Annotated in this window: 17 protein-coding genes and 2 tRNA genes; 9 read left to right on the top strand and 10 right to left on the bottom strand. The window is 45.5% G+C overall.

The features are described 5' to 3' along the window. Nucleotides 1-41: 41 nt before the first annotated feature. Complete coding sequence (locus DXN04_RS24785) at nucleotides 42-479, bottom strand: DUF4258 domain-containing protein (protein WP_116856099.1); 438 nt, start codon at nucleotides 477-479, stop codon at nucleotides 42-44. A gap of 311 nt (nucleotides 480-790) precedes the next feature. Between DXN04_RS24785 and mtaB the strand changes: the two genes are divergently transcribed. The 3 genes from mtaB to DXN04_RS24770 all read left to right on the top strand — a co-directional run bounded on the left by mtaB (nucleotide 791) and on the right by DXN04_RS24770 (nucleotide 2,372). Beyond that, nucleotides 791-2,068 (top strand): tRNA (N(6)-L-threonylcarbamoyladenosine(37)-C(2))-methylthiotransferase MtaB, encoded by a 1,278-nt coding sequence (gene mtaB / locus DXN04_RS24780; protein ID WP_116856098.1) that lies wholly within the window; start codon nucleotides 791-793, stop codon nucleotides 2,066-2,068. A 120-nt stretch (nucleotides 2,069-2,188) separates the two neighbouring features. Continuing rightward, nucleotides 2,189-2,263: transfer RNA gene (locus DXN04_RS24775), tRNA-Val, on the top strand. 34 nt (nucleotides 2,264-2,297) lie between these two features. After that, nucleotides 2,298-2,372, top strand: a tRNA-Val gene (locus tag DXN04_RS24770). Between the two features lie 52 nt (nucleotides 2,373-2,424). Here DXN04_RS24770 and DXN04_RS24765 read toward each other — a convergent pair. After that, nucleotides 2,425-3,351: a S1C family serine protease gene (locus tag DXN04_RS24765; protein WP_116856097.1), complete on the bottom strand. Its 927-nt coding sequence runs from the start codon at nucleotides 3,349-3,351 to the stop codon at nucleotides 2,425-2,427. A 127-nt stretch (nucleotides 3,352-3,478) separates the two neighbouring features. After that, entirely contained in the window at nucleotides 3,479-3,964 is a 486-nt protein-coding gene (locus tag DXN04_RS24760; protein ID WP_116856096.1) for a hypothetical protein, read from the bottom strand. A 281-nt stretch (nucleotides 3,965-4,245) separates the two neighbouring features. Here DXN04_RS24760 and DXN04_RS24755 point away from each other — a divergent pair, with 281 nt between their 5' ends. Further along, entirely contained in the window at nucleotides 4,246-4,680 is a 435-nt protein-coding gene (locus tag DXN04_RS24755; protein ID WP_116856095.1) for a hypothetical protein, read from the top strand. Here the strand turns inward: DXN04_RS24755 and DXN04_RS24750 are convergent. Beyond that, complete coding sequence (locus DXN04_RS24750) at nucleotides 4,624-6,777, bottom strand: cation:proton antiporter (RefSeq protein WP_116856094.1); 2,154 nt, start codon at nucleotides 6,775-6,777, stop codon at nucleotides 4,624-4,626. The genes DXN04_RS24755 and DXN04_RS24750 overlap by 57 nt on opposite strands. Before the next feature lie 131 nt (nucleotides 6,778-6,908). On the opposite strand from DXN04_RS24750, the gene DXN04_RS24745 reads away from it, so the two are divergent. The 3 genes from DXN04_RS24745 (at nucleotide 6,909) to DXN04_RS24735 (ending at nucleotide 8,827) form a co-directional block, all read left to right on the top strand. Next, the gene (locus DXN04_RS24745) at nucleotides 6,909-7,217 is read left to right on the top strand and encodes an ATP-dependent Clp protease adaptor ClpS (protein WP_072361060.1); all 309 of its coding nucleotides are present in this window, start codon (nucleotides 6,909-6,911) and stop codon (nucleotides 7,215-7,217) included. Continuing rightward, nucleotides 7,217-7,855, top strand: a complete 639-nt coding sequence (gene aat / locus DXN04_RS24740) for a leucyl/phenylalanyl-tRNA--protein transferase (protein ID WP_116856093.1) — start codon at nucleotides 7,217-7,219, stop codon at nucleotides 7,853-7,855. The genes DXN04_RS24745 and aat overlap by 1 nt, the downstream gene beginning before the upstream one ends. A 204-nt stretch (nucleotides 7,856-8,059) precedes the next feature. Next, entirely contained in the window at nucleotides 8,060-8,827 is a 768-nt protein-coding gene (locus DXN04_RS24735) for a hypothetical protein (RefSeq protein ID WP_116856092.1), read from the top strand. 19 nt (nucleotides 8,828-8,846) lie between these two features. Here DXN04_RS24735 and DXN04_RS24730 read toward each other — a convergent pair whose 3' ends face one another. Next, a complete protein-coding gene (locus DXN04_RS24730; RefSeq protein ID WP_116856091.1) occupies nucleotides 8,847-9,935 on the bottom strand; it encodes a hypothetical protein in 1,089 nt (362 codons plus the stop codon). A gap of 357 nt (nucleotides 9,936-10,292) precedes the next feature. Beyond that, nucleotides 10,293-11,210, bottom strand: coding sequence for a hypothetical protein (locus DXN04_RS24725; protein WP_116856090.1), 918 nt, complete (start codon nucleotides 11,208-11,210; stop codon nucleotides 10,293-10,295). A 211-nt stretch (nucleotides 11,211-11,421) separates the two neighbouring features. Here DXN04_RS24725 and DXN04_RS24720 point away from each other — a divergent pair, with 211 nt between their 5' ends. Further along, complete coding sequence (locus DXN04_RS24720; RefSeq protein ID WP_116856089.1) at nucleotides 11,422-12,081, top strand: metal-dependent transcriptional regulator; 660 nt, start codon at nucleotides 11,422-11,424, stop codon at nucleotides 12,079-12,081. Nucleotides 12,082-12,090: 9 nt separating this feature from the next. Then, nucleotides 12,091-13,968 (top strand): Nramp family divalent metal transporter, encoded by a 1,878-nt coding sequence (locus tag DXN04_RS24715; protein WP_116856088.1) that lies wholly within the window; start codon nucleotides 12,091-12,093, stop codon nucleotides 13,966-13,968. Nucleotides 13,969-14,116: 148 nt separating this feature from the next. On the opposite strand, the gene DXN04_RS24710 is transcribed toward DXN04_RS24715, so the two are convergent. The 4 genes from DXN04_RS24710 to DXN04_RS24695 are packed head-to-tail and all read right to left on the bottom strand — an operon-like array spanning nucleotide 14,117 to nucleotide 17,066. Beyond that, nucleotides 14,117-14,857 carry a LytR/AlgR family response regulator transcription factor gene (locus DXN04_RS24710; protein ID WP_116856087.1) on the bottom strand — a complete coding sequence of 247 codons (741 nt, stop codon included), beginning with the start codon at nucleotides 14,855-14,857 and terminating at the stop codon, nucleotides 14,117-14,119. Further along, nucleotides 14,835-15,896: a sensor histidine kinase gene (locus tag DXN04_RS24705; RefSeq protein ID WP_116856086.1), complete on the bottom strand. Its 1,062-nt coding sequence runs from the start codon at nucleotides 15,894-15,896 to the stop codon at nucleotides 14,835-14,837. Before DXN04_RS24705 ends, DXN04_RS24710 begins: the two co-directional genes overlap by 23 nt. 46 nt (nucleotides 15,897-15,942) lie before the next feature. Next, nucleotides 15,943-16,293, bottom strand: coding sequence for a DUF4288 domain-containing protein (locus DXN04_RS24700; protein ID WP_116856085.1), 351 nt, complete (start codon nucleotides 16,291-16,293; stop codon nucleotides 15,943-15,945). 17 nt (nucleotides 16,294-16,310) lie between these two features. Next, the gene (locus DXN04_RS24695) at nucleotides 16,311-17,066 is read right to left on the bottom strand and encodes a LiaF transmembrane domain-containing protein (RefSeq protein WP_116856084.1); all 756 of its coding nucleotides are present in this window, start codon (nucleotides 17,064-17,066) and stop codon (nucleotides 16,311-16,313) included. Nucleotides 17,067-17,221 lie beyond the last annotated feature (155 nt).

Raw genomic sequence — 17,221 nt, 5'->3', positions numbered from 1 at the left:
GTAAGAAACTTAGCGCCGTCACAAATATAAGCGGGTGATAATCAGCGGCAATCACACTGCCATTCCTTATCCAGGTCGATACAGGTCACGACTTTGGTTTCTCCATTGCAGGGAGCAAACACGATTCGGAGGTGTTGGCCATCGTCCGAGTATCCTTCCAGTGCATAGGTAGGACAAGGCAGATCCCGTGGATTTGACTTTTCAGTATTGATTTGTCCCCTTTCGAGAATTTCCGCCACTTCCTGTTCGGTGATCTGGCGGCAATCCATGCGGCAGCGGGCATGTTTCGTGTAGGTAAGGCGTGCATGCCTGTCAAGATTGGATGGGTCATTGACCGGGTTCGGTAATGTTCGCTCCACGGTTCCTGGCCTGTTTACCGGTGTGCGGTGTAACGGACCTCTCCACCATTGCTGCTGCCAGGCTAAGAGTAGTAGCAGCGCCAGCAACAACATTGGAATATACTTACCTTTTGATCTCATAGTGTCTCACAGTTGCTTAAAGATTGCATCTTTGAAAGGCAAGCTATACATTTTTAGCAATATATCCCTAAAAATTACCACTTATCCGTCCTGGAATCATCCCCTTTTCTTTCGAAAATTTACCTGGATAGCGTCCTTCTCCAAGTCTCATAAAAAGGAATTACCTTTGCGGGTTCGGTAGCAGGCCGTTCCGGTTCCTACCCTTTATAAACTCATTTTGGATTTTATTTAATTAAATGCCCCCGTTGAATGCTGATGTCTGCGAATGGCTTTTAAAATTAAAGATGAGTGACCAATAAGTTAATAAAACGATGACAACAGCTAAAACAGTAGCTTTCCATACACTCGGCTGTAAGCTGAACTTCTCCGAGACCTCTTCCCTGAGCAGGTTGCTGGAGCAGGATGGCTTTGTGCAGACAGATTTTGAGGGCCAGGCAGATGTGTATGTGATCAATACCTGCTCTGTAACAGAAAATGCCGATAAAGAGTGCCGTTACCTGGTACGCCGCATTCAGCGCAGGGCACCAGAAAGCCGCGTGGTGATCACCGGTTGCTATGCGCAGCTTAAACCAAAAGAAATTGCTGAGATCGAAGGGGTAGACCTCGTACTGGGGGCTGCTGAAAAATTCAACCTGGTAGAGCACCTGAAGAACCTGACCAAGGGCGACAGCGCAACGATCTGCAGCTGCGACATTGAGCAGGTGAATACTTTCCATGCTTCTTATTCCATGAACGACCGTACCCGTACCTTCCTGAAGGTGCAGGATGGTTGTGATTATACCTGTTCATTCTGTACCATCCCGATGGCGAGGGGGAAGAGTCGCAGTGATTCAATTACCAATGTGCTGGAGCAGGTAAGGGAAATCGCTGAGAGCGATGTACGTGAAATTGTGCTGACCGGTATTAACCTGGGTGACTTTGGCAAAGGCCTGCAGGGCGGTAAGAAAAGAGAGGAGACATTTTTTGAGCTGATCACTGAGCTGGATAAAGTAGAAGGTATAGACCGTTACCGGATCTCTTCCATAGAACCGAACCTGCTGAGCAATGAGATTATCGAATTCGTGGCAAACAGTCAGCGATTCATGCCGCACTTCCATATTCCATTACAGAGTGGCAGTAATGATATACTGGGTATGATGCGCCGCCGGTATCGGAGGGAGCTGTATGCAGAGAAGGTGGCACTGATCAAACAGTTCATGCCGCATTGTAGTATAGGGGTTGACGTGATAGTGGGTTTTCCGGGCGAAACGGATGCACATTTCCAGGAGACGCATGACTTTTTACATGCACTGGATGTGTCTTATTTCCATGTATTTACCTACTCGGAGAGAGCGAATACGGCAGCGCTGGAAATCCAGCCTGTAGTGCCTGTACAGGTGCGTAATGAGCGGAATAAGATCCTGCGTAACCTGAGTCATAAGAAGGCAGGCTATTTTGCAACGCAGCATGAAGGTGAAACGAGAAAAGTGTTGTTCGAAAAATATCATAAGGATGGTATGATGGAAGGATATACGGACAATTATATCAAGGTAACAACACCTGTAAGAGAGGAATGGGCAAATAATATTGTTGACTGGAAACTGAGGTAAGTAGCGGCTTTCAGAGGATTGCGAAGAAAAATTTCAGCAATTTTTTAAAAAAAATTTGGCGAAATAAAACAATTTTCTACCTTTGCAATCCTCTCAGACGAGAGAGACACAAAAACAAAAGGGAGTTTAGCTCAGCTGGTTCAGAGCATCTGCCTTACAAGCAGAGGGTCGATGGTTCGAATCCGTCAACTCCCACCTCTTCAAAAGTTCTTTCACATTACCATTAATTGGGAGTTTAGCTCAGCTGGTTCAGAGCATCTGCCTTACAAGCAGAGGGTCGATGGTTCGAATCCGTCAACTCCCACAAAAAGCCTTAGCAAATTGCTAAGGCTTTTTTGTTTTTGGGACAGGTGTTTTTAATCTCCCTTCTCCACCGGTGTCACCCTCAGCTCCTTCATCTCACTCCCCCTTATCACTTTCAAAAACTGCCACTGTCCAATCTTCTCTTCCGTCATCATTTTAAAAAACTGATCCGCCGTCTCCACCATCCTGTCTGCAAATCCTACAATGAGATCTCCATCCATCACACCTGCCTTCGCCGCAGGACTACTTCGCTCCACCTGCGTCACAAACAAGGCCTGCCTGTTCTTCACTTCATGCATTGCTCTCAACCTCGGCACCAGGTCCACCTGCTGCATGGCTACACCGATATAAGCCCGCTTCACTTTCCCAAAACGAATGAGTTGATTTGCGATCGATTTGGCCGTGTTTATACTAATAGCGAAGCATAATCCCTGTGCACCGTTAATAATGGCTGTATTGACTCCTATGACCGCGCCATCGCCATTGATCAGGGGGCCTCCTGAATTACCCGGATTGAGCGCAGCATCTGTTTGAATCATGCTATCCATCATCAGTCCATCAGCCCCTCTTAAAGAGCGCCCTAATGCACTGATCACACCAGCTGTCACCGTATGCTGAAAACCCAGGGGATTCCCAATTGCAATAACGAGTTGCCCGATCCGCAATTCATCGGAATCTCCGAATGGTACTGTGGTTAATTCTCCTGCCTCTATTTTTAACACTGCCAGATCAGTTGCAGCATCCTGTCCTGCAAGATAAGCGGGGTAAGTCCTCCCGTCCTGCAACATTACTTTCAGACGGGTGGCACCTTTTACGACATGACTATTCGTAAACAGATACCCATCTGAAGAAAAGATAAAACCGGAACCTGAGCCACCCACGACATCACCGCGGGGACTGCGCTCCAGTCTTTCGATTTTTACCACCGCCGGACTTACTTTTTCCACGGCGTCGATAATTACCTGAGAATATGTGTCCATGCCAGGAGGAGATCAAATATCTTACCCTTGGGAAATTGGGGACAAGGTGACAGGGGGCTGGGGGTAATGACTGACAAATCAGGTCAGGCTTTCTTTTATTGTGGCTTTTTTACAGGTGAGGGTTCGTCTACCAGAGTTTCCACCATGGTTTTTTAATCGCTGCGGGGATTGGGTCCTTTTCATTTTTGCCATCATGATTCCCCGGCGCATCGGGATCTTCATCATCCAGGTATACGGCTTTCCCGGTTTCCAGCCAGGTTTCATCATAAAACTCGCCGTCATCCCCCTGTACTTTTGCCTGTAAAATATTGGCTATCCGGATCATCTTGGCAATCGTCTCCTCATCCGGGTATTTCGACCCAATGCTTCCCTGTCCATAATCAAACCAGATGGGGTGCTCCGTATCCTGGTAAAAATGGGTGAGCCAGTGGCAATATCCCGGGCTATCATTTCTTACCGTCTTCCCATCCGGCAAAGTAATTTCATAGGCATCTTTCAGTTCCAGCTCCTCATCCAGGTCGATATAAGCCCTCCATTCTTCCAGGGAGATATTGCTGGTTTCCTCCCATTCGGCATAGCTTTTTTTCCTGATAATGTGTAAATAGTATCCCATAGGTCGATAATTAAGATTCTATATAAATATAACTCTAAAAGGGCACTATAAGGTCACTATAAGGGCACCTCAATATCGATGGGATATACAGGTGCCCTTATAGTGACCTTATGGTAATGGTAAAATGACAAAGAAGCATTGAGGCTGGCTTGTAAAAAGGATAGTACTTTATACCATTCAACCCCCACTTATTGCTTCGCCAAAAACATTTATCGCTTCGTCAACGATTATTTTCAAACTGCCTGCTCTTATCCCATAATATTGTCTGCAAAAACAAGCTGATGGCAATCGTAAAAGACAACATCCTTCTCCAGCTGGTCGAAGGCAGCCTGGGCGACATGATCACTATCTACGTCCGGAACGGACAAATCATCATGGCAAAAAAAAGAGGACCTTCCACCTTCCCTCCCAGTTTCGCGCAATTATTAGCTCGTCTGAAAATGAAAATCGCCGTAGCACTGGCAAAAGAGATGATAAAAGACCCGGAGGTTAAAGCCGCTTTTGCAGCCCAGGCGGGTCCCGGGCAAAATGCGTTTAATATGGCGGTAAAGCATGCGTTTAGTCTGCCTATCGTTCAGGAAGCGGAGCTACCACCGCCTAAAAAAAATACCCCGCCTCCACAAAGAGACGGGGCTAAAGATCTATTCACCCAGGAAAACTCACTTCTTCCTGAAAATCTTCTTCATGGCTTTACCCAGTTTCGAGAGATTGGCTAGTTGCTCCTGGATAGGACGTAAGGTCAAATCTTCCGGCTGGATACCTGCCTCGATATATTCGATTTCTGTCTGCTCAGGATAGATCAGGATCAGGTTGTTATTGGTAAAATGCTTTGAAATTCTGGATGCCAGTCCTTCGAGTGAAGGACGATAGGACAGTGTGCCTTTGCGTGCCGCTACTACTACCAGCAGATCATTCCGGGTGGTCTCATAGGACAATGCCGGCAGGTCTACCAGGTCATGCCAGAGTTTGAAACCAATATCCACGGTCTGTTTCAGGTTACGCACCAGGTCTTCTGTAAATTTCTGTGTGGCACCTTCACAGTAAATCATCAGCTTACCCCCTACCTGTTTGCTGAGCAGAAACAGTTTTTCCATATAATGTGCAAATCCTAATTCATACTCGGCATTGCGTGGCAATACCAGCAGGATGCGGCGTGTGGTATTGAGCGGGAATGAGAAATCACATACATACAGGTTCTCCCATACGCTTTGCAATACATTGTCGAGCGTGGAACCGAAGATGGAGCCAAAAAGTCTTTCCGTGGCGCTGGTCTTATCAGTCCAGCCTATGATCACATCGGTAATACCCAGTTCTTTCGAAGCGCGGGCAATACCATCAGATACGTTCAGGTCAATACGTGTCACCACCTGTACCTTGCTTTCGGTCGCTGCGGCATGGGCCACTACGGCTTCCATCATCCTGTTGGTTTGGGTCATGCGTTCCTTCGCCTCTTCATCGTCCTGCACCACGGCCAGCGGGTATACCGGTGTCTTGGCATTCGGATCTTTGATCATGACAGCAAAATCCAGCATCGCTTCCATCTTGCTTGGATTGGCGATAGGAATGAGCATACGTTCGGTCACCACTTCTGCTTCCGGTTGCTTGTCGGATTCAATGATGGCGAGTTTGCGACCGGCACTTTCCGTCACGAAACTACCTACCAAACAGGTAATCAGGATGAGGATCACGGTACCGTTCAGCACATTTTCGTTGATGATGCCCATATTGAATCCGATGAGGATCACGGCAATGGTCGCTGCGGCATGGGCGCTACTCAGGCCAAAGATCACATGCCGCTGCGGCAGGGTATACTTAAACACGAGCTGGGTAAAGGTGGCTGCCAGGTATTTACTGACCAGGGCCATCACGGTGAGCACACCTGCTATGAGCAGTGCTTCGGGGCCTTTAAGCAGTACTCTCAGGTCCACCAGCATGCCTACACTGATCAGGAAAAACGGAATGAACAATGCATTGCCTGTAAATTCGATCCTGTTCATGAGCGGGGAGGTATGCGGGATGAGCTGGTTCAGGGCGAGTCCGGCGAGGAAGGCACCGATAATTCCTTCAACGCCTGCCAGTTCGGCCAGGAAAGCAGCAAGGAATACCATGCCCAGTACGAAGATGAAATGTGATGTCTTATCATCTTTGATTTTCTTAAAGAACCAGCGGCCGATCATGGGGAAGATCCAGAGCACGATGGCTGCAAATACGATCAGGCTCACACTGAGTCTGACCCAAAAATGCAGGTTTAGGTTGCCCGCAGCGGCCCCGGTAATGATGGCCAGGATCACCAGTACGGCGGTATCCGTAATGATGGTACCACCTACTGCCACGGTTACAGCTTCATTCCTGGTAATACCCAGTCTGCTGGCCAGCGGGTAGGCTACGAGTGTATGCGTAGCGAACATACTGGAAACCAGCAGGGTAGCCATAAAATTGAAGTGCAGCAGGTAAGTACAAACGATGTATCCTAAAATGAGGGGTATAAAAAATGTAAATGCTCCAAAAATAAGGCTGCGGTGCTGGTTTTTACGGAATTCGGTCATGTCCAGTTCCAGGCCTGCCAGGAACATAATGTAGAGGAGTCCGGCCTTGCCGAACAGGTCTATACTTCCCTTCTCAATTATTTTAAATCCATGATCACCAATGAGCATGCCTGCAATGATCAATCCTATGATGCTGGGAATCCTGAATTTGCGCAGGATGATGGGTGCCAATAGGATGATGAACAGTACCAGGGCAAAAATAGGTACCGGATCTTTGAGAGGTAAACTGATATCAATCAATAATTTAGTGCCATTCATTCCTATCATAGTTCCTGTTTTCGATGTTCACAATAATAATGATAATCAGTGAGATTGTTATCCCGGATAAAATGGGGTGGAGTTTAATTTAAAATCACGATTCTAAGCTGTATTTTTGTGCAAATTATATAATTCCGGATATGAGCCAGCGTCAGCAAACAGGCACACACACCAAAGAGTGGGAAGATGTGTTGGTAGCAGAGGATGAACAATTTCCATACAGCCTCATCGTGTGGAACGATGAAGTAAATACGTTTGACTGGGTGATCCAGTCCCTGATGGAAGTATGCGGTCATTCGCAGGAACAGGCTGAGCAATGTGCGTTGATTATACATCACAATGGCAAGTATGCTGTGAAGCAGGGTGAATTTACGGACCTGCGTCCGATGTGTGAAGCATTGCTGGACAGAGGGATTAGTGCCACTTTAGAAGAAGCTGTAGAAAGTTAATGCCTGTCTTTTACCTCACAGAAGAGTTAGTTTTTCCTCCCGTCAATTTAGCAGATGAAGATGGTCTCCTTGCGTACGGGGGCGATCTTTCTATTGAACGATTATTGCTGGCATACCAGGAAGGGATTTTCCCGTGGTATAATGAGCCGCCTATTTTATGGTGGAGTCCGGATCCTCGTTTTGTATTATTTCCTGAAGAGTTAAAGTTGAGTGCCAGCATGAAGCAGGTACTGAAGAAGGGGATTTTTCAGATAACCTTTGATGAAGATTTTGCGGGCGTGATAGCGGGGTGTAAGGAGTCGCCAAGGAAGGGGCAGGATGGGACGTGGATAACATCGGAGGTAGAGGAGGCGTATATAGCGTTGCATAAGGCGGGGTATGCGCATTCGGTGGAGTGCTGGCAGGACGGTGAGTTGGTGGGGGGATTTTATGGGGTGATGCTGGGGGATTGTTTTTTTGGAGAGTCGATGTTTGCGAGGGTGAGTAATGCATCGAAGGCGGCGTTTGTGACGTTTGTGCAGAAGGCGGTGGTGTTGGGATTGAGGGTAATTGATTGCCAGGTGTATACAGAGCATTTGGCGAGTTTGGGAGCGAGGTTTATAGGGAGAGAGGAGTTTTTGGGGATTATAAGGGGGTGAGGGGTGTAAAGGTTCAAAACCTGTTGGCTAAACATTCAAAATACGGCATGACGAAGCTGTTATTACAAGATTAAAATTATTGGGAACATTTAACTACGCATTAACCATCTTTTAAGGGAAAAATATTTCCTTGCATGCAAAGCAGATCAAAGGATCAAAAGCACAACCCCAACTAATTACTTCTCACCGCGTTAATTCCAAAATATGAAAGGCTTTATTTGTTCCGTATTCCTGACATTTCTCTTCATCATTAGTTATGGCCAATACGGTGCAAATAAGGGTATCCAGGTTCGGATTGTCCCGATCCCAAAACTTGCAGACAGCCTGGGAAATATTAACGATTATACTACTCCTTTAAGTAGAAAAATAACGGATGTAAATAAAGCACTTAATCAACAGACCTTATCCCTGGTAGAAGAATGGAAAAAAACGGAACTGAGTATTAAAGAAGAAGTGCAAAAAAGAGGGCCTCATAAAATGCGGATATTAAAAAAAATACCATCAGAAAAACTAGAAGAATTAGAGAGAACTTTTCAGGAGAAATTTGTAAAAATCCAAAACAACAAGACACCTGCATATATTGATTCATTGTGCATCAGGCTTGATTATATAAATGGGAAGACCTTGCAAAATTCGGTCGTACATACCCAGGATCTGAGGAAGGATCTGAGTATTCTTGCGAATGATTTTGACAAAGCAGATGCTATGCAACACTTTCTTCAGCAAAGAAAGCAGCTACTCGGAAAATCTTTAAAAGGGAGTATTAATGATACTGCCACCCTCGTGGCATTGGGAGAACAACTAGGCAGGTACCATGAAACAGTTGTTAAGTTAAAACAGCAATTCACCCATCTGCTTGCAATAGAAATAAGGGTTAATAATATATTGGAGCAGGATGTAAATTATCGCTCCTTTATGCAGGAAAAGGTTTTGCTGGGAGACAATTATGGAATTTATGGCAGGATAAGATGAATTAATATGACACCCAAAATTACTTAATAAACCCGGGCTTTTTAGTATCGAAACTATCAATTACACACCTTCCGCCGCGGGAGGAATCGCCGTGCTGCCAGCCTGTCCTTTGAACATGGATAATTTTGTTGTCAAGCTTCATTACCAGCACTCTCAAAATTAAATTCTCCGTCAACACCCCGGCTTCATGCTGATTAGGATAGTTAAAATCCAAAGATCTGCCATGCCCCAATAATTCGTGCCCTGTGATGGTAATAGTACCCGGTATAGGATTATACACCATAGAATCGCCCTCTGCATAGTAATAGTCAAGTACATTCAAGGCAGGTTCATTACTATCTACTATAACAGAATAGGTGCCGGTGGTTGTTTGGATGGTAACGCCAGCGCCTCTTAGGGTTCTGCCAAATGCATCTCCCGGAATACAATGACAGGGATAAGTCTGTATCGTATTTTCCAAATCCATTCCTCCTACATTTAAGCTTTTTCTAAATAGTATTTGCGCTTCCCTTGAGACGCCCTTATTTCCTTTGACATATTCTACCTTATGCTCATAATTTGAATTTATTGTGCCTACTGCTATCTCTAATAAGATTCGTTCATCCTCACTCAATTTTTTCCCCTTTATGGCTTCTGCCAAAGCCGTACTATCTATTAACTTAAAAGCCTTTTTATTCAGTGTTAACAATTTTCTAAATTCAGAAAAATTATCATTCGAAAATATAAATTTAAAATCCCGCAATGCCTTTTTTGCGTCTTTTAATCTCTTTCCAACAATCCCTCTCCCATTCCCGGGTTTGAAGCCTGCCGAATCAATTGCTACACTATTATGCGTACTTATAACTAAATATGGAGCTGCCGCCGGATCACTGATCCTGGCAGTTTCTGGCAGAATAGATGCTGAAGAGTAAGTTACCGGTGGATGCATAGATGCCAGGCGAAATGATATCAGGGATAACATTGCAACAAAAGCGTATTTCATTTTTTTAGAATTGGAATAAACAAAAGGGTTAAACAGCTGATTCGAATTCATAGTACGCGCGCTTACCTGGGCTGGGGGATCAGTTGCTAAATTCATTCCGCCCATAGGGAGATGGGTATTAGCCATAAAGTATCCTTTGGGCAAAGCTCCAGGATTAGTCTTCGAATAATACGAGGTTGAATATCCCCACCGGAAATCTGCTCACGAACCTGTGAATCAAATCATAGTTAATTAGAGTAGGTAAGTATTGCGGCTTTAGGAAAACAATAATCTCTAAGGTGATAACTGCTGATGTTATATGCCCCGTTCAGTAAATATGCTATTGATCGTAAATATATGTATTCACACTGTTAGTCTGGCCGCAGTGGCAATCCCTGACACAGGTGCAAATTCAGGCCCTGATGATCAAGCCTTTTTAAACAATAAAAAAGGGTCGGAAATAAATTCCAACCCTTATTATTCCAATCTATTTTATTCCAAAAACTATTTCTTTTTTGTAAATCCTCCTTCGAATAAACAACGTACACCTCTGTAAGCACCACAACCACCCATTTCTTTCATTGTCAGTTTACCTGAAGAGAACTGGAATGCGATACCGCATTCTGTATCCTTGTCGTTGAATTCACCTTTGTTTGCACTGGTGAAACGTCCTGTACCTGAAATTTCTCCTTTACAACCAGATTCTTTGGTGAAGGAAATAAAGAACAGGAAAGACTTTGGATCCTTTCCATCGCGGATGGACACGATGCTGGATTCGCCGGATGTATAATCGGCGGAGAATTTATTTTTCTTAGGGAGTGTATCTATCGGATTGAAGATCTGCCCAGGAATTGTTTCGCCGGTAGAGTTGGTCATCACCAGGGAGGTTTTACCATTTGGTTCTACAGAGTAGAAGTTTTCGGTAGTAGCGGTATGCCCCGGTGTTACTTCTGTCTCGGTAGTGATCTTCAGCATTTCTTTGCTGTCGAGGGAGAAGTATTCCTTTTTATTTCCTTTGGCACCTATTTTGGCTACCTGAATGCGGTCCAGGTAATGATCTTTTTTATCAAATACGCAGAGGTAAGCAGCGGTATTATTTTTGTCGGCTGCTTTTATGACCAGGTAGTTGATCTTATCGCCCGTGAGGGAGGCTAATGGATAATAGCTCACCTTGCCGGAAGGGAAGTCTGCTTTCGCCAGGGTATCGACCAGGAACCGGTTGATAAGGGCGGTGTCGATAGCGGAGGAATCACCTGATGCATTGCTGAGGGCATCAGGGGTCAGTTTGTAAGGTAATTTGCTGTCAGCAAATGACTGACGGAATTCTTTAAAAGTGATGGCATCAGAGCCTGATTTTTTACCCCCGGATTTGCAGGAGGCGAAAAGACCAAGTGCTAATGCTGCTATCAACAGCTTATTCATGCGTATTTGCTTGTTTATTATGTCCGAAAAGTTAAAGAAAATATTGATATGAACAAAAGTGAAGGGCAAATTTGGGATTTTTTATCGACTATTTAGGGAATTTTAGGACTTATATATGTAATATATCGCAATTGAAAGGGCTGCAGGCAAAGCACCACTTGCATTATTCTAATAAATTATTTAGATTTACCTAAATTTTATTTTTAGTAACATGAATTTGTCGATCGCAGAGGAGAACTACATCAAATCAATTTATAAATTAGAAGAAGGACAGGAAGCTGTGAGCACCAATGCGTTGGCCTATGAGCTGGATACCAAGCCGGCATCGGTGACCGACATGGCAAAGAAGCTAAAAGAAAAGAAACTCATTGCTTACGAGAAATACCAGGGCATCAACCTCACCAGCGAAGGGAAAAAAGCCGCCCTGCAAATTATACGCCGGCACCGGCTCTGGGAATGTTTCCTGGTAGAAAAACTCAGTTTCAGCTGGGAAGAAGTGCATGAACTGGCCGAAGAACTGGAGCATGTACGCAGCGAAAAACTCACCAACCGGCTCAGCGAATTCCTGGGCAACCCGCAGATAGATCCTCATGGAGACCCCATTCCCGATGCACAGGGCAAAATGGGTAAACCCAGGGTACAGACCAGCCTGCACAAGTCGAAAGCCAACAGACTCGAAGTCATGGCTGTCTCGGACAAATCTACTGCCCTGCTCGAATTCCTGAATACGAAAGGGGTACGCTTAGGCACCCAACTGGATGTCATTGAGCGATATGAATTTGACAACTCAATTGAGATTAAGATAAAGAACCAGCCAGCCTTTACCATCAGTGAACAGGTGGCAAAAAGTATTATGGTAAAGCCGATTTAAGCTAATTTTATGAACCATCAGCACACGTCCCTTGGCGAAGTACATCAGAGTGTAGACACTACCATAGCCAGCCCGAGCCGCTGGAAAAAAATGCTTGCCTTCTTTGGACCTGCCTACCTTGTGAGCGTAGGTTATATGGACCCGGGGAACTGGGCCACCGACCTTGCCGGCGGCAGTCAATACGGGTATACCCTGCTTTGGGTATTGCTCATGAGTAACCTCATGGCATTGCTACTCCAATCACTCAGCGCAAGACTAGGAATTGTACGCGGGCGCGACCTCGCACAGGCCAACAGGGAAACCTATCCCCCGGGGGTCAACTTCATCTTATATATCCTGGCAGAAATCGCCATTGCAGCTACTGACCTGGCAGAAGTGCTGGGGATGGCGATCGGGATCCAGTTGCTAACCGGGCTGCCCCTGCAGTGGGGTGTGAGCATTACTGTGTTCGATACCTTTCTGCTGCTTGTACTACAACGCTATGGCATCCGGAAAATGGAAGCCTTTATTATAGCCCTGGTGGCGATTGTAGGGATCTCTTTTCTCACCGAACTGATTATGGCAAAGCCTGTAATGAGTGAAGTGGTGACAGGTTTTGTACCACGGATCCCGGATAATACAGCCCTGTATATCGCCATTGGGATCATTGGTGCGACAGTGATGCCGCATAACCTGTATCTCCATTCTGCATTGGTGCAAACGAGGAAGATCAGGCAGGATGAAGCGGGGATAAGGCAAGCGCTGAAATTAAATTTTATTGATAGTGCCGTTGCATTGAATCTGGCGTTCTTTGTAAACGCTGCTATCCTGATCCTGGCAGCTGCCGTGTTCTTTAAATCGGGCAGGAACAATATTGCTGAGATCCAGGATGCGCATCAGTTGCTCGAAGGACTGTTAAGCAATAAATGGGCACCCATTTTATTTGCAGTGGCTTTGATTGCAGCAGGACAAAGTTCTACAGTGACAGGCACCCTGGCCGGCCAGATTGTGATGGAGGGATATTTAAAACTCCGTATCAATCCATGGCTGAGAAGGTTGCTGACAAGATTGCTCGCCATTGTACCTGCACTGCTGGTGATACAAATAGCGGGTGCTGATAAGGTGGGAGAATTACTGGTGTTCAGCCAGGTGTTGCTGAGTTTACAGTTGGGCTTCGCGGTGATTCCATTGATCCATTTTGTGAGTGATAAAACCACGATGGGGAAATTTGCGGTGAATGTGCCGGTGAAGATCCTCAGCTGGGTGATCACAGCGGTGCTGGTGTACCTGAATACCCGCATGGTGTTTACAGAAGCCATGCATTATATGGAAGACGGTGGTTCGATCTGGGTGGATATCCTTATTACGGTGCTGGGTGTGGGATTTGTGGTGTTGTTATTTATTACCGTGTTTTATCCGCTGGCCACTAAGTACGGTGCAAAGCGTACGGCAAATATACATCCTGCAGCTGCAGTGTCTTTAGAGAATATTAAGATACCGGTATATAACAGGATTGCGCTGGCGCTTGATTTTAGCAGGGATGATGAGGCGATTATTGCCAATGCTATCGCTCATGGAAATGAGCATACAAGGTATTTGTTGATTCATATTGTGGAGAGTGCTTCCGCGAGGTATTTGGGAAGAGAGTCCGATGACCTGGAAACGAGGAAGGACAAGGAGCAGATGGATACCTATGTGAGGCTGATGAAGAATAAAAATCTCCATGCGGAAGGGTTCCTGGGGTACAGGCACAGGGCAGAGGAGATTGTGCGGATTGTGAAGGCGGAGAAGGCGGATTTTTTAGTGTTGGGCGGACATGGGCATACGGGGATTAAGGATTGGATTTACGGAGAAACGACTAACCAGGTGAGGCATAAAGTGAAGATACCTGTGTTGGTGGTGCAGTAAATAAAAACGGATTGCGAACTACGTACTACGATGAAAAAAGGCAATCGTAATACATAATTCGCAATCCATTTAATATTTTAGTGAGCCTGCTTAGCTATTGGATGCCGTGGCCTGCGGCCAGCTTTTTAAATACTACGAAATCCGAAAGCTATAAGCCCAGCGCTGATTTTAATTTTGGATACCCCGTTTTACTCACCGGCACCTTTGCCCCACTCTTCAGCATGGCCAGGTGATTCTCTTTCTCGTAAGGTTCTATCCTTGTCACCTGGTTTACATTCAGGATATAAGAACGGTGCACCCTGGCAAACTGCTGCATGTCCAGCGTTTTCTCAAAAAAGCCCATCGTCTTATTTTTCAGAAAGGCTCCTTCCTGTGTCACTATCTTCACATAATCATCTGCTGCTTCGAGATAATGTATATCCTGTACGGGTATGATCTTAATCTTTCCATTGATCTTCACCACTACCCTATTGCTCTGCAAGGGTGAGCTGGCGGCTGTTTCCAGCAATGCGTCTGTCTGCACGGGTGCCGTGTCCTGTCGTTTATCCAGCCATTTCTGCAAGGCTTTGTCAAAGCGTTCTTTTGAAAACGGCTTCAACAAATAATCTGTTGCATTCACTTCAAATGCCCTGATGGCATGTTCTTCAAAAGCAGTTGTAAAGATAACGGCAGGCAATTCTTCTACCAGTTCCAGCATTTCAAATCCATTGATCTTCGGCATCTGCACATCCAGGAATATAATATCGGGCTGGTGTTGCTGGATGGCTTTTAATCCTTCAAACCCATCGTTGCATTCCTGCAAAATCCGGATCTGTGTATAAGTTCCGAGGTATTCTTTTACGATCTCCCTGGCCAGTGGTTCATCATCAATTATTACTGCTTTTATCATAGAGTTGCGGCACTTTAATCAGTGTTGTGTAAATATTCGCTTTTGCTTCCGTTTCCAACAGGTCCTGTCTTGCAAAGAGCAGGTACAATCGCCGGCGGATAGAGGTTAATCCAAATCCAGTACCGGTCGGCTTCTGCTGCAGGTCAGCATCGTATGGATTCTGCACCTGTATGTAAAGCAGGTCGTCTTTTGCCCATGCCTGTATGGTGATGGTGATCGCCTCCGTGGTATCATACAATCCATACTTGATGGCGTTTTCGACTACGGGCTGCAGGAGCATGGGTGGAATCATCATCTTCTCTACTTCCTGGCCCGCTATTACTTCTGTACTTAACCGGTGGCCAAAACGCACCTTTTCTATGTCCAGGTACCATTGCAAGTATTGCAGTTCTTCCGGCAGCAGGATCCATTGCTGATCTTCTCTCTTCAGGGTACCTCTCAGGAAATCGCTGAGCTTTATTACCATCTCTCTTGCCTGCTGCGGGCGCAATGCGATCAGGGCATTGATAGAGTTCAGGCTGTTGAATAAAAAATGCGGTTGCAGCTGTTGCCTGAGCTTATATAATTCTGCTTCGCGTGCTAATCTTTCGGTGGCCTGTTTCCTGGAGATCTCCTGCCGCTGTTCTTCCAGGTCATACCAGTAAAGGCTTTTGAACGCTACACCTGTGATGAGTAACCAACCAAACAGGAACCTCACCGGCATTGCAAAATGCATCCATTCCAGATAAGGTAAGTTGTCCTGAAAGGTGTATTGCAGTGCCCATGTACTCAGCGAAATCCAGATCAGGGTCTGTGAGGTGGAAAAGCAGAGTACGAAGAAGACCTTTCTTTTTTGTGGCCTGTAATAGGCCAGTGTATAACTGATGGTCAATGCTGCCAGTGCCAGAAATCCAATGTGGATACCGCTGTCTACCCAGGCAATGGAATCCGGAAAATGGAACCAGAACTGCAGAAGCACGGCCTGCACGATCAATGATACATATCCTGTGGCAGCGAAGGACCAGCGAAACGATTTATCTGAAATGAGTTGACTTGCCAATTTTTAATTTTGTTAGTAGGTACATTCTATTGTGAAAATGTTACATTCAGTTAGCATGTACATCTACCGCTCCGTTCAACTGCGCTGCTCTAACCTGCAACCACGAGATATAAGCGTTTGGGTCTTCGGGTTCTTCTATTTTTGAGTACAATTCCATTCCATCATCCAGGGTGTTCAGGCTATTGATTTCGGGTACGTTGATAAAGCGCCATTCTACCAGTTCCTGTTTTTGGTTCTTAAAAGAATATTGCTCCTGCTTTCCGAGTTCACACGCTCTGTTAAAAGCTTCCTGTTTGCTGTTGGCACTGATCAGACGCAGTTGTTCATCGAACTGCGGTGTATGAGTGCCTTTGCCAGTGATGATCTGATATACGATCTTGGCTACAAACCATTGCATAATTTTAATATTTAGAATCAGCTATAACTTTTAATCTCAATGCCGCCGAAGATGCAGCTGCCTTTGATAAGGAGTACCTTGTCAGGGTTACTGCCCAGGAGTTCGATGGGGCGTTTATCTTCTACACCACCGAAGATACTGTTGGTTATAATTTTCACTTCCCAGTTGGAAGGTACTACCAGTTCTACTCCTCCGAATATACATTGGCAATTGAGTTCTATTGCACCATTAAAATCGGCCTGCAAAAGGTTTACATCGCAGCCACCGAAGATGGTAGAGATGCGGCCACCTTTGAATTTCTTTGATACGATGAGGCGGTTTTCGCCACTGAAAAGGATCTGTGCATTGATAAAATCTTCATCTACCGGGAATAGGTCAGGAATCACTTTGGCCTCCGTATCATCCCCGATACCCAGTGATTTCGGGTTACTACCAGGCCGGAATATGATAAAGAGTAAACCGACGATGATTAAGAGTGCAGGCCAGATAAAACGATCGATATCGAATGGCAGGTAAAAATATTCCCTGATGATAAAGACTGTACCTACTGCCATCATGATGAGGCCTGCCACGTTTTTACATTCACTCCTTAACCAGAGGATACCGCCTATAACGATGATCAGCATTTGCCAGGATATTAACCAGGAGGGCAGGTGCAGATCCATATCCAGGTTGTGTAATAAGAGGAATACGCCTACCAGCAGAATTACAACGCCTCTCATGGCTCCGTTCTTTTCGTGTCTTCTCCGTCTGTACGAATCTTTATTTTGCATTGTTTGTTTTCATTTACGATACAAACTTAGAAAGGAATGCCGGGTTAGGAAAGGGGGTTTAGGTTAAAATTGGGGAGATGCCGGTAAGCGGCATGAAAAGGTCGGTGAAATATTTGTTGGAAGGTTGCCAGCCTGCAGGCCGGCAACCAAAATCA

The organism is Chitinophaga silvisoli, from assembly GCF_003412465.1.
Taxonomy (GTDB): Bacteria; Bacteroidota; Bacteroidia; order Chitinophagales; family Chitinophagaceae; genus Chitinophaga; species Chitinophaga silvisoli.
This window is presented reverse-complemented; position numbering and strand designations above follow the sequence as displayed.